This is a genomic window from Peribacillus sp. AS_2, assembly GCF_026891895.1.
In the GTDB taxonomy this organism is placed as follows: Bacteria; Bacillota; Bacilli; order Bacillales; family DSM-1321; genus Peribacillus; species Peribacillus frigoritolerans.
This window is the reverse complement of record NZ_JAPTGA010000004.1, coordinates 249,162-262,051: the sequence shown is the minus strand read 5'-3', so window position 1 is coordinate 262,051 and position 12,890 is coordinate 249,162. Positions and strand designations below refer to the sequence as shown.

The window sequence follows — 12,890 nt, the reverse complement described above, 5'->3', positions numbered from 1 at the left end:
ATCAAAGGAAAACCAAAAAGGTTTCGGAATGGCCTCATTCCGAAACCTTTTTGGTTTTTAATTGGATCTTACGGAGTTATAGAGAATAGCTTCATCGACAATTTTTCAATTCCCTTTTTATTTTTGCGTACATGATAAACTCGTGTTTCCGGCACTTCGACAGTGTGGAATCAACAAAAATAGGCTTCTTATCAGTTTACTTTCGGAAGCTTTCCATTTTTAAAACAAGAAAGACTGTTGACAAAAGGAGTTCTATCTAACTTTTAAAAGAAAATTGATTGGAGCGGGTATTCGAGATCCTGCGGGAGACGTGTAAGGGAGCCCCACAGGCTTCTAAGGCGCCGGGGAAAGTGAGTGCCTGGAGTGGAATTCAAGGTGGGGGGATTTACAAACCTAAACAAAAAAAGCCCAGCCAAATGATGGCTGGGCTTCTATTATTTATTGCACTTCCATGATGATCGGCAGGATCATCGGACGGCGTTTCGTTTTTTCATATAGGAATGGAGATAGAGTGTCTGTAATTTCATTTTTGATTTCAGACCATTGAGTAGTTTTGCGATCCATCACCTTATTTAAATGCTTTGTGATCAAGGATTGAGCATCGCTGATAAGGTCTCCTGATTCTCTCATATAAACAAATCCGCGTGAGATGATGTCAGGACCGGATGCAATTTTGAATTCCTTCATATTGATGCTGACCACAACAACGACAAGGCCTTCCTCGGAAAGAATCCGACGATCACGGAGAACGATATTACCGATATCCCCAATGCCGCTTCCATCGATATAAACCGAACCTGAAGGGATTTTACCAGCGATTTGAGCTGTGTTCTCACTTAAGGAAAGAACTTCGCCATTATCCATGATAAAACAATTTTCTTCCGGAACGCCGCAATCGACTGCATGGCGGGCATGCAGTTTTTGCATACGGTATTCACCGTGGATTGGCATGAAGAATTTTGGTTTTATCAAACGGAGCATAAGCTTTTGTTCCTGCTGTCCGCCATGTCCTGAAGTATGAATGTCATTCAGAGGACCTGAAATGACGTCTGCTCCTGCACGATATAATTGATTGATCGTTCTGGACACACTGATTGTGTTACCTGGGATGGGCGAAGATGAAAATACTACCGTATCACCAGGGATGATTTGAATTTGACGGTGAGTGCCGTTCGCTATGCGCGACAGTGCTGCCATTGGTTCACCTTGGCTGCCTGTACAAAGGATGGTTACTTTATTCGCAGGCATACGATTCAATTGCTGTACATCAATAAATGTATCTTTAGGAGCTACTATATAACCAAGATCTTGTCCGATTGATATGGCTGAATCCATGCTTCGGCCAAAAACGGCTATTTTACGGCCGTTGGCCACGGCTGCTTCCACAACTTGCTGGAGGCGATGGATGTTCGATGCAAACGTTGCAAAAATAATCCGGCCGTCAACTTTGCGGAAAATGTCTTGAATGGTATCACCGACACGGCTTTCGGACATAGTAAAGTTCTGCACTTCACTATTTGTGCTATCCGAGAGTAAGCACAATACACCTTCTTTACCGATTTCAGCCATCTTGGTCAGGTTTGCAGGCTCACCCACTGGGGTGAAGTCGAATTTAAAATCACCAGTATGGACAATTTGTCCAGGTGGGGTTTTTACGACGATTCCATATGAGTCAGGGATACTGTGAGTTGTACGGAAGAAAGAGACGGACGTTTTCCGGAACTTGATCACTTCATCTTCACTGATTTCAATCATGGTTGTCTGACGTAAAAGGCCGTGTTCTTCCAATTTATTACGAAGCAGTCCAAGTGCAAGCTTCCCGCCGTATACAGGGACATTCACTTTTCTAAGTAAATAAGGAATCCCGCCTATGTGGTCTTCATGACCATGGGTAATGAAAACACCTTTGATTTTATCTACATTTTTCTCTAAATAGCTGTAATCTGGAATCACATAGTCAATACCGAGGAGTTCATCTTCAGGAAATTTAATTCCAGCATCAATGATGATGATTTCATCTTGAAACTGAACAGCATATGTGTTCTTACCGATTTCGCCTAAACCGCCCAGGGCGAATACAGCTGTTTGATCGTTTTTTACGAATTTCATAAATTATAGCTCCAATACTTTGTAATCTTCATTTTGTTTTTCATATTCTAAATATGCTCCGGTTACGGGTAGTACGATTTCTACGTTATAAGGTTCTTTTTTTAATTTTAAACGAACGTCACGAACGGATTCACCTTCGACAAACATTGTTTTAGTATTCTCCCTGATGGGAACCTCTGATATGGTTACTTGATAGTATACCTTAAAAACCATTTTAATCTCTCCTCACTAGTTTGCATTGCTTTTTTCATTATATATAAAAACAACAATTTTTTCATGTTTTTCAACATCATGTAAAAATAAACCCAGCTCCGCCATAAAAACGGAAGGGGTTTGATGAATTAAATATACCAATGTCTAAAAGTATATAAAAAAATAGATGGCCGAATCTGGTATCAATCCAATTGTAGCTTCCTCTATCTTATATCCTATCCGTTTTTGCCATGTGTAAAACTTAAATCATGGGATCTTTTTTTAAACGATTTCTTTCTAAATTAATACAGTACCACTGTGTGCAGCGTTTCATGAAAACACAGCGACTCATATTTTGATTGAAATATGTATTCACCAGACCATATAAAAGCCAAGATAGAAAGAATGCCTAACAAGAACTTTACAACAAGGAAGAAGCCCTCCGCAAGTTTTTGAAGGGCTGTCCGAAAAAAATTCGCATATGGATGACGGCCAAGGCAGGAATGAGTGGCAAATCATGCGATAGATTTTTTTCTTAAAAGATCATTCCACTGTTTAACAAGCTTTTTACGAAGCTTTTTTAACATGGCGATCACGCTCCCTTAATTATTATTGTATAGGATTATTCAATAATGTAAATACGTCTTTACAGGTACATGGCCCATTTTTGAAAAAAAAGGCTCTTTTAAACAAGTAACTGGGATTTAAGAGGCAGAAGGATGGGAGAAGTGTAATCTGGAAAGCCTGAGTTGGTTTCTATTAAGAATAGTATATGCCCATTCCTGAAGAAAAAACGTAACTTTGAGTTGGGTCCGGCAGAGTTACTTGACTTATCTTGATGACAATTATTAAATGGTTACATATTAAAAAGGAAAAAATGAATGAATTGGAAGTGAATCGCAAGTGAAAATCGTATTTTTTGATATTGACGGAACATTGCTTGATCATGAAAAAAAGTTACCTGCTTCAACAAAAGAAGCCATTAAGCAACTGCAGGATAGCGGGGTTTTTGTAGCGATTGCCACAGGAAGGGCTCCGTTCATGTTCGAGTCTTTAAGGGAAGAGCTTGGCATCGATACTTTCGTAAGTTTCAATGGACAATACGTTGTTTTTGAAGGGAAAGTCGTTTATAAAAACCCTTTGAGCAAACCTGAGATAAAACGCCTTCACGAACATGCTGAAAAAAATGAAATACCGATCGTGTTCATGAATGAGGAGACAATGAAATCGAGTGTTCCGCATCATAGCAGAATTGAAGAAGCTTTGAGCAGCCTTAAGTTTCCCCACCCTGAACAAATGGCGGATTTTTATGAGGACCATGATATATACCAAGCCTTATTATTCTGTTCGGAAGCTGAAGAAGGGAACTTTGTTGGGAAATATGATGATTTTCACTTCATTAGATGGCATGAGTATTCGACGGATGTACTTCCATTCGGGGGTTCAAAGGCTGAAGGCATTAAAATATTAATGGAAAAAGTCGGGTTTGCTCTTGAGGATGTTTACGCCTTTGGAGATGGCTTAAACGATATAGAGATGTTAAAAGTAGCGGGATATGGCGTGGCTATGGGGAATGCCGGTCAGCTTGTGAAGCAAGAGGCCGACTTTGTAACGAAGGATGTCGATGATGATGGCATACTTTTTGGTTTGAAGGAACTTGAACTGATTTAAAAAATAAAACCCCCGTCAACCAACAGACGGGGGTTTTGCCTATTACGTTACCTTTCCACCGCAATTGAATTTTCCGGAATGGCATAGGGGTCTTCAGGATTGATATGATCATAAAACATGATACCATTAAGGTGGTCGATTTCATGTTGAAAGCAAATGGCTGCGATGCCTTTCAGGCGGAGTTGAACCGATTTTCCTTCCAGGTCCGTACCCGCAACCGTTATTCGGGCATAACGTGGCACATAGCCGGAAACGGGACGATTTACGGAAAGACAGCCTTCTCCAGATGTCAAGTATGCTTTTTCGACTGAATGGCTAACGAGTTTAGGGTTGAAAAGTGCATAGCTAAAAAGTTGATCATCCTTTTCTTTTAAATGAACCGCAATCATCCTTTTTGAAACATTAACCTGTGGTGCAGCCAAGCCAATTCCTGCCCTTAACCCGTATAGAGCAGCAATATCAGGTTTCTGGCTATTTTGGACATATTCCATCAAGCTGGCTAAAAGTTGCTTATCTTCATTTGATGCCGGAAGCGGAACCTCTACCGCGACTTGCCTTAAGATTGGATCGTCTTCATTAACAAAATCATCCATGGTAAGCATAATCTTTCACCCCATAAAAATTCTTATAATATGTATAGGGTTATTTTAACAAAAAAAAGGCTGAAAGTTAATGAATGGTTTAATGAAAGAAAAATGGAGGGGATGGAATCAAGTCGATGATTTCCTATCCCTGCCATTATTTTATTTGCATGTTGGTCTATTTAAAAAATATTATCATTTTTTGTGAATCAGGGTAAATCGTTAACATTTTCGGGTATAGGTAATAGTAATTACCTGGTTAGCATAAGCACGCGCCGACGATGATTAACAGAATGAACAGGACAATGATCAGGGCAAAGCCGCTTCCAAAGCCGCAGCCTCCACCATCGCCATATCCATAGCTGGGTGCAGCGGAAACCGGATAACAACATTCTTGGTTGAAACCTCCATACATAATTTCATACCTCCGTTTTTGTATTTATTAAAATGCTGACCATTCAAATTTGAAACGGTCCCTACAGCCTATGCAGTATGGTTTAAAGGGTGTAGGCTAGCGCCCAGTAATGAAAAAAACCTGCTCGGAATATGATTGTAACAAATGTCTGCGGCTTAGAATGAATTGAGGAACATGAATCTTCAAAGAACTATCAGAAGGAGTTGTCTATGTTGAAACGTTTTGGTCCATTTGTTATCTTACTTCTTTCTTTAGTGACCTTGACTGGTTGTTTTAATGGTTCACCGGAAGAAAGAATCCACAAAATCCTGGAGAAAACTGCAGAAAAGGAAAGTGATTTCACCGAGACTCAAGAGCCGCTTAATGATTTGGAGAAAAAAGAAAAAGAAAAATATGAGAAAATCATTAAACTTGGATTGGATGATTATGAACAGATCGTCGAGCTTTCAGATGAAGCAACCAAGAATATCGACGAAAGGGAAAAAATAATTGAAAAGGAACAAAGCAGTATGCAATCCTCAAAAGAACAATTCAATCAAATAGATGAACAAATCGGGAAAATAGAGGATGAAAAGATAAAAGAAGAAGCGACTGAAATGAAAAAGATCATGAGTGAGCGCTATAGCACCTATGATGATTTATTTGATGCCTATCAACAAAGTCTCGCTTATGATCGTGAATTATATGAGCTTTTCAAAAAAGAGGATTTGAAAATGGATGAATTACAAGTGCAAATTAAGAAAATAAATACCTCTTATACAAAAGTTTTGAAAGCGAATGAGGAATTTAATGCATTAACGGAAAAATCAAATCAAAAAAAAGAAAGTTTTTATGATAGTTCCGGCATAGAAATGGCAGATTCAACAAATTAATATAAATAATGATGGGCTGTGATCCTCACTCACAGCCCATATTTTTTTCAATCCAGTTCCTTTGGGAATAAAAAATTTTAGAATGCTCTTTTTTTTGTGCAACCAGCCTGATGTGAAATTTTCATACCTGTACTAAAAAAAAACGATAATTAAAAATCTAACAGCAGACTTAGATGAAAGCGTTTGAATATTTTTTCGGTATATTATTTTACAGGCTCAAATGCCTATAGTTAAAGCGGTTTTGGAATCGATGGGATATGCTGGGGAATTGAAATGTTATCCTTCGCCATCCTTAAATTGATAAATAAGGGAAATTTAATAGTACAGTTGTAAATTGAAAACTAATACAGAGAAGAAGTATGAGTATTGGAAATTCTATTAAATCAAAATTATTAGGAACTCCAAGTGATTGACTTGATGTTATTTCATCTTGTAAACTTAATCTATAAAAATTCTTGTATCATTTTCCTTGATTTTTTTTATGGTACAGAATAAGATTGAGACATATTAAGCATATCCACGTTTGAGGATTGGTCTTAAGGGAAAAATAAAAGAATGTATTGTTGCAGAAACTAAAAAGCAAACTATTTTTGCTTTATAGAATAATAATAGCAAACCTTTTTAATGAAAGGATGAGGTGCCAAATGGCTCAAAAAACTAAACAAGCTAAAATTAATGTTCAGGATCAGCTTAAGAAAGTAGAAGAACAATTTGAAACTTTTCAAATTTTAAATGAAGAGGGAGAAGTCGTGAATGAAGCGGCTATGCCTGATTTAAGTGATGAACAATTGCAAGAATTAATGCGCCGTATGGTTTATACACGCATCTTGGATCAACGTTCCATATCACTGAACCGTCAAGGCAGATTAGGTTTCTATGCACCGACTGCCGGTCAAGAAGCTTCTCAAATCGCTTCCCAGTATGCTTTGGAAAAAGAAGATTTCATTTTGCCTGGTTATCGTGATGTTCCGCAAATCGTTTGGCATGGCCTGCCGCTTTGGCAAGCATTCTTATTCTCCCGGGGTCATTTTAAGGGAAATCAAATTCCTGAAGACGTCAATGTAATTTCTCCTCAAATCATTATCGGCGCTCAATATATCCAAGCTGCCGGAGTTGCTCTTGGGTTGAAGAAACGCGGGAAAAAAGCTGTTGCCATTACATATACGGGTGACGGTGGAACCTCACAAGGTGACTTCTATGAGGGAATTAACTTTGCAGGTGCCTTTAAAGCGCCAGCTATCTTCATCGTGCAAAATAACCGTTTCGCAATCTCTACACCAGTTGATTTGCAGTCAGCATCGAAAACATTGGCCCAAAAGGGTGTGGCTGCAGGTATTCCTGGAATCCAGGTTGATGGTATGGATGCGTTGGCCGTTTATACAGCCGTTAAAGAAGCTCGTGAACGTGCAATCAATGGTGAAGGCCCTACATTGATTGAAACATTAACTTATCGTTATGGACCACATACGATGGCTGGGGATGACCCGACACGTTACCGTACTTCCGAAATGGATAACGAGTGGGAACTGAAAGATCCATTGGTTCGTTTCCGCAAGTTCTTGGAAAGCAAAAAACTTTGGAATGAAGAATTAGAAAACGAAACGATAGAGAAAGCCAAAGACGATATTAAAGAAGCAATCAAATTGGCTGATGCAGAACCTAAACAAAAGGTTACAGACCTAATTGAAATCATGTATGAAGAAATGCCTTATAACTTAAAAGAACAATATGAAATTTATAAAGAGAAGGAGTCGAAGTAAGCCATGGCTCAATTGACGATGATTCAAGCAATTACAGAAGCATTACGTACAGAACTTAAAAATGACGAGAATGTACTCGTTTTTGGGGAAGATGTAGGTCTTAATGGAGGAGTTTTCCGTGCAACGGAAAATCTTCAAAAAGAATTCGGTGAAGATCGTGTATTCGATACACCTCTTGCTGAATCTGGTATCGGTGGATTAGCGGTCGGTCTTTCTTTACAAGGTTTCCGTCCTGTTCCTGAAATTCAATTCTTTGGGTTTGTATATGAAGTAATGGATTCCGTAAGCGGTCAGCTTGCTCGTATGCGCTACCGTTCAGGCGGACGTTACAGTGCACCGGTTACAATTCGCTCACCTTTTGGGGGCGGAGTCCATACTCCGGAAATGCATGCTGATAGCTTAGAAGGTTTAATGGCCCAGCAACCAGGGTTAAAGGTAGTTATCCCTTCCACTCCTTACGATGCAAAAGGCTTATTGATTTCAGCGATTCGTGATAATGACCCTGTCATTTTCCTTGAGCACATGAAATTGTACCGTTCTTTCCGTCAGGAAGTTCCTGAAGAAGAATACACAATTCCATTAGGAAAAGCGGATGTGAAAAGAGAAGGAACGGATTTATCCATTATTACTTATGGTGCGATGGTGCAGGAATCCATCAAAGCAGCTGAGGAATTGGCTAAGGATGGTCATTCCGTCGAAGTGGTCGACTTACGGACTGTATCACCATTGGATATCGATACAATCATTGCTTCTGTAGAAAAAACAGGACGCGCTATCGTTGTTCAAGAAGCACAAAAGCAAGCTGGTATAGCAGCGAATGTCGTAGCGGAAATTAACGAACGTGCCATTTTGAGCTTGGATGCTCCAGTACTGCGCGTGGCGGCAGCTGATACGGTATTCCCGTTTTCACAAGCTGAAACAGTATGGCTCCCTAATTATAAAGACATTATTGAAACGGCGACTAAAGTCTTGAAGTTTTAACAATCTTAAGTAATGGAATGAATGTCCTGCTCGGGAAAGTGATTTTGCATTAACGGTAATGCAAGATAAAGGACTTTATTCAAAGCACTAAGTATGATTTAATATAGGAGGTTGAACTCAGTGGCATTCCAATTTAGACTCCCTGATATCGGAGAAGGTATACACGAAGGTGAAATAGTGAAATGGTTTGTAAAGCCAGGAGATAAGATACAAGAAGATGACGTGCTTTGCGAGGTTCAAAACGATAAGGCCGTTGTTGAAATCCCATCACCGGTGGAAGGTACCGTTGAAGAAATCCTTGTTCAAGAAGGAACGGTTGCCGTTGTTGGCGATGTACTTGTAACATTCGATGCTCCAGGTTATGAAAATCTTCAGTTTAAAGGGGATCATGGAGAAGAAGCGAAGGCAGAAGGCGAGAAGAATACGGAGGCCCAGGTTCAAGCAACTGCTGAAGCTGGACAGGAAGTCAAGAAAGAGGCTGCTCCGGTTCAAGAAAATAGCGGAGTAACGGGCGCGGGAGCACAACCACAGGTTGAGGCAGATCCTTCACGCCGTATTATCGCCATGCCTTCTGTCAGGAAATATGCACGCGAACAAGGGGTAAATATTCGTGAGATCACTGGTTCTGGGGATAACGGCCGCATCATGAAGGAAGACATTGATGCTTTCAAAAACGGCAAAACCGCTCCACAGCAACCAGCAGCTCAAAGTGAAGCTTCACAACAAAATGATACGGAAACAACCGAAAAACAAAAAGTTTCAATTCCAGAAGGGCAATATCCTGAAACTCGTGAGAAAATGAGCGGTATGAGAAAAGCGATCGCAAAAGCAATGGTTAAGTCCAAGCAGACAGCTCCGCATGTTACATTAATGGATGAAGTCGATGTGACGCTATTGGTTGCTCACCGTAAGAAATTCAAGGAAATTGCTGCACAAAAAGGAATCAAGCTTACATTCCTACCTTATGTTGTTAAAGCGTTAACAAGTGCATTGCGTGAATTCCCTATGCTTAACACATCATTTGATGATGAAGCTAGTGAGATTATCCATAAACACTATTACAATATCGGAATTGCGGCAGACACAGACAAAGGACTGCTCGTTCCAGTTGTAAAAGATGCAGATCGTAAATCAACTTTCGCTATTTCACAAGAAATTAACGAATTAGCGACGAAAGCCCGTGACGGCAAATTGGCTCCTAACGAAATGAAAGGTGCTTCTTGCTCCATTACGAATATCGGTTCCGCAGGCGGTCAATGGTTCACACCTGTTATCAATCATCCAGAAGTTGCCATTCTAGGGATTGGACGCATTGCCGAAAAAGCAATTGTACGCGACGGGGAAATTATCGCCGCTCCAGTTCTGGCATTATCACTGAGCTTTGATCACCGCATGATTGATGGAGCAACAGCTCAACATGCATTGAATCATATCAAAAAGTTATTGAACGACCCAGAATTATTGTTAATGGAGGCGTAAACAATGGTAGTAGGAGATTTTCCAATCGAAACAGATACTTTAGTAATCGGTTCAGGCCCAGGGGGATATGTTGCCGCAATTCGCGCAGCACAGCTTGGACAGAAAGTAACGGTCGTTGAAAAAGGAACAATCGGCGGAGTTTGTTTGAATGTAGGCTGTATTCCATCGAAAGCTTTAATTTCGGCTGGACACCGTTTCCATGAAGCTCAGCATTCAGAAGATATGGGTATCTTTGCAGAAAAAGTTACTGTTGATTTTTCTAAAGTACAAGCTTGGAAAGGTACTGTTGTAAAAAAATTAACTGGCGGTGTAAGCAGCCTGTTAAAAGGCAATAATGTTGATGTTGTAACTGGCGAAGCTTATTTCGTTGATGAAAACAGCATCCGTGTTATGAATGAAGACTCTGCCCAAACATATACTTTTAAAAACGCAATCATCGCTACTGGTTCATCGCCAATCGAGATTCCGTCATTTAAATATACGAAACGCGTACTTAATTCAACTGGCGCTCTTGCTTTGGAAGAAGTTCCAAGCTCGATCGTGGTAATCGGCGGAGGTTACATCGGAACTGAGCTTGGCGGAGCATTCGCTAGCTTTGGCACTAAAGTGACGATCCTTGAAGGTACAGAAGAAATCCTTTCTGCAGGCTTTGAAAAACAAATGGCAGCACTTGTTAAGCGTAACCTTAAAAACAAAGGTGCTGAAATTGTTACTAAAGCAAATGCTAAAGGCGTGGAAGAAACTGATACAGGTGTAACCGTTACTTATGAAGTAAAAGGCGAAGAGAAAAAAGTTGAAGCCGATTACGTTTTAGTAACAGTTGGACGTCGTCCAAACACTGCTGAAATCGGCCTGGAACAAGTCGGAATCAAAATGACTGACCGCGGTTTGATCGAAACGGATAAACAATGCCGTACTAGCGTGAAAAACATCTACGCAATCGGTGATATCGTTTCTGGACCTCAGTTAGCTCATAAAGCTTCTTATGAAGGTAAAATTGCAGCTGAAGCCATTGCTGGACATTCATCTGAAATCGACTATCTTGCTATTCCGGCTGTTGTATTCTCTGAACCGGAACTTGCTTCTGTCGGTTATAATGAAAAAGAAGCGAAGGAAGCTGGAATCGAAGCGCTTGCTTCTAAATTCCCATTCGCTGCAAATGGACGTGCTCTTTCATTAAATAATACGGACGGATTTGTGAAGCTTATCACTCGCAAAGAAGACGGATTGGTTATTGGAGCACAAATTGCAGGACCAAACGCTTCTGATATGATTGCAGAACTAGGTTTGGCTATCGAAGCAGGAATGACTGCCGAAGATATTGCGATGACAATCCATGCACATCCAACTTTAGGGGAAATCACAATGGAAGCTGCTGAAGTTGCCCTTGGAACTCCTATTCACATCATTAAGTAATTGAGATTTATAAAAGCGTACTGCTAAATGCAGTACGCTTTTTTTATTGGCCGGATTAAAAAAATGAAGGATGACTCCCCATTCATGAATTTCTTCTCACTAGTTAAATGAAATGGACAAAAAGGGCATAAGCTATAAAAAGGACTTCTTACTTTTTTCCTTGAAAGGGTTTGAAAAAGGCCATAAAGGATAAAAAATAAGATGAGCGATTTGTTAAAGAATATTTTTTGCCAATAAAAAGATCATGGCTGATATATTCATATTAAAATGGGGTGGATCACTTGAAAAATTATCTGGTAATCCTCTTTCAACTAATCGTTTGGAGCGGGTATACATTAGTTGAATGGCTGTCTGTTAACGATCGATTCGTTTTCAAAGTATTCATGTTTCTGGTCTTTTCTTATCTAGCCATTTACATTGGTAAAATGATTTTAAAATCCAATAGACGAACCATGCTTGTTACCGTGATAAGTCTATTATGTTACGGGATTTTGCAAATCCTTTTGGAAACGCTGGTACCCGTATATTGAATATTTACGTAAGCTTCGATGACATATAAAACCACGGAGGTATCATGTTTAACAAAGTAGTGGCATTATTTACATTAGTATCATTTTTATTGATGGCTTGTAATGACCCGAGTTCCGATCAAACTGAAAATGAGAGTGAAAAAAGTGTCGAAACGACGACAACGGTCCAAGATGAAAGTCAGCAAGAGAAAGATTTGGAAACAGAAACGTCACAAACGATTGGCGAAGGGAATGTAAAGGCAGAATATCGGGTGGATAAAGAGAATTGGTCATTTAAACCGATTGGGGATGCAAATCCGAAAGTTGTGTTGTTGACATTTGATGATGCACCTGATAAATATTCCCTGGCAATCGCCCAAACCCTGAAGCGACTAGAAGTACCTGCGATATTTTTCGTGAACGGTCACTTTCTTGAAAATGATGAAAATAAAGCGATGCTGAAAGAAATTCATGAAATGGGTTTTTCCATAGGAAATCATACGTATTCCCATGTAAATTTAAAAGAGTTGAACGAAAAGGAACAAGAGAGGGAAATCGTAAAATTGAACAATTTGGTTGAGGGAATAATAGGGGTACGCCCTAAGTACTTCAGGGCGCCATTTGGTTCGAATACCGAGCATTCAAAAAAAGTCGCTGAGAAAGAAAAAATGTTGGTCATGAATTGGACTTACGGCTATGACTGGGAAAAAGAGTATCAAGATAAAAAGGCTTTAACGGAAATCATGTTGAACAGCCCTTATTTGGGAAATGGGGCGAACTTACTGATGCATGACCGGAAATGGACGAGTGAAGCGATAGAGGATATCGTGAAAGGTTTTCAAAAGAAAGGCTATGAGTTCCTTGATCCAAAATTAATTGAAACGCCTGCATGAGCCAATTTCGGC

At 39.8% G+C, this 12,890-nt stretch carries 12 protein-coding genes; 8 read left to right on the top strand and 4 right to left on the bottom strand.

Annotated features, from left to right (window positions below; genetic code table 11):
* Nucleotides 1-438: 438 nt before the first annotated feature.
* Together rnjA and OTG27_RS09155 are read right to left on the bottom strand one after the other, a co-directional pair.
* Complete coding sequence (gene rnjA / locus OTG27_RS09160) at nucleotides 439-2,109, bottom strand: ribonuclease J1 (RefSeq protein ID WP_034314071.1); 1,671 nt, start codon at nucleotides 2,107-2,109, stop codon at nucleotides 439-441.
* Nucleotides 2,110-2,112: 3 nt separating this feature from the next.
* Nucleotides 2,113-2,322 (bottom strand): DNA-dependent RNA polymerase subunit epsilon, encoded by a 210-nt coding sequence (locus OTG27_RS09155; RefSeq protein ID WP_034314070.1) that lies wholly within the window; start codon nucleotides 2,320-2,322, stop codon nucleotides 2,113-2,115.
* Nucleotides 2,323-3,204: 882 nt separating this feature from the next.
* On the opposite strand from OTG27_RS09155, the gene OTG27_RS09150 reads away from it, so the two are divergent.
* Entirely contained in the window at nucleotides 3,205-3,972 is a 768-nt protein-coding gene (locus OTG27_RS09150) for a Cof-type HAD-IIB family hydrolase (protein ID WP_268936742.1), read from the top strand.
* Between the two features lie 47 nt (nucleotides 3,973-4,019).
* On the opposite strand, the gene def is transcribed toward OTG27_RS09150, so the two are convergent.
* Together def and OTG27_RS09140 are read right to left on the bottom strand one after the other, a co-directional pair.
* Nucleotides 4,020-4,574 carry a peptide deformylase gene (gene def / locus OTG27_RS09145; RefSeq protein ID WP_268936741.1) on the bottom strand — a complete coding sequence of 185 codons (555 nt, stop codon included), beginning with the start codon at nucleotides 4,572-4,574 and terminating at the stop codon, nucleotides 4,020-4,022.
* A 238-nt stretch (nucleotides 4,575-4,812) separates the two neighbouring features.
* Nucleotides 4,813-4,968 (bottom strand): YjcZ family sporulation protein, encoded by a 156-nt coding sequence (locus OTG27_RS09140; protein WP_063576945.1) that lies wholly within the window; start codon nucleotides 4,966-4,968, stop codon nucleotides 4,813-4,815.
* A 209-nt stretch (nucleotides 4,969-5,177) separates the two neighbouring features.
* Between OTG27_RS09140 and OTG27_RS09135 the strand changes: the two genes are divergently transcribed.
* From OTG27_RS09135 to OTG27_RS09105, 7 genes are all read left to right on the top strand, one after another.
* Nucleotides 5,178-5,840: a YkyA family protein gene (locus tag OTG27_RS09135; protein ID WP_268936740.1), complete on the top strand. Its 663-nt coding sequence runs from the start codon at nucleotides 5,178-5,180 to the stop codon at nucleotides 5,838-5,840.
* Between the two features lie 644 nt (nucleotides 5,841-6,484).
* Nucleotides 6,485-7,600, top strand: a complete 1,116-nt coding sequence (gene pdhA / locus OTG27_RS09130; protein ID WP_034314064.1) for a pyruvate dehydrogenase (acetyl-transferring) E1 component subunit alpha — start codon at nucleotides 6,485-6,487, stop codon at nucleotides 7,598-7,600.
* Between the two features lie 3 nt (nucleotides 7,601-7,603).
* Nucleotides 7,604-8,581 (top strand): alpha-ketoacid dehydrogenase subunit beta, encoded by a 978-nt coding sequence (locus tag OTG27_RS09125; RefSeq protein WP_034314063.1) that lies wholly within the window; start codon nucleotides 7,604-7,606, stop codon nucleotides 8,579-8,581.
* A 120-nt stretch (nucleotides 8,582-8,701) separates the two neighbouring features.
* On the top strand, nucleotides 8,702-10,060 hold the full coding sequence (locus tag OTG27_RS09120) for a dihydrolipoamide acetyltransferase family protein (protein WP_034314061.1): 1,359 nt from the start codon (nucleotides 8,702-8,704) through the stop codon (nucleotides 10,058-10,060).
* 3 nt (nucleotides 10,061-10,063) lie between these two features.
* Nucleotides 10,064-11,476 carry a dihydrolipoyl dehydrogenase gene (lpdA, locus tag OTG27_RS09115; RefSeq protein ID WP_057279024.1) on the top strand — a complete coding sequence of 471 codons (1,413 nt, stop codon included), beginning with the start codon at nucleotides 10,064-10,066 and terminating at the stop codon, nucleotides 11,474-11,476.
* Between the two features lie 272 nt (nucleotides 11,477-11,748).
* Nucleotides 11,749-12,006: a hypothetical protein gene (locus tag OTG27_RS09110; protein WP_306804763.1), complete on the top strand. Its 258-nt coding sequence runs from the start codon at nucleotides 11,749-11,751 to the stop codon at nucleotides 12,004-12,006.
* Between the two features lie 44 nt (nucleotides 12,007-12,050).
* The gene (locus OTG27_RS09105; protein ID WP_145504963.1) at nucleotides 12,051-12,878 is read left to right on the top strand and encodes a polysaccharide deacetylase family protein; all 828 of its coding nucleotides are present in this window, start codon (nucleotides 12,051-12,053) and stop codon (nucleotides 12,876-12,878) included.
* Nucleotides 12,879-12,890 lie beyond the last annotated feature (12 nt).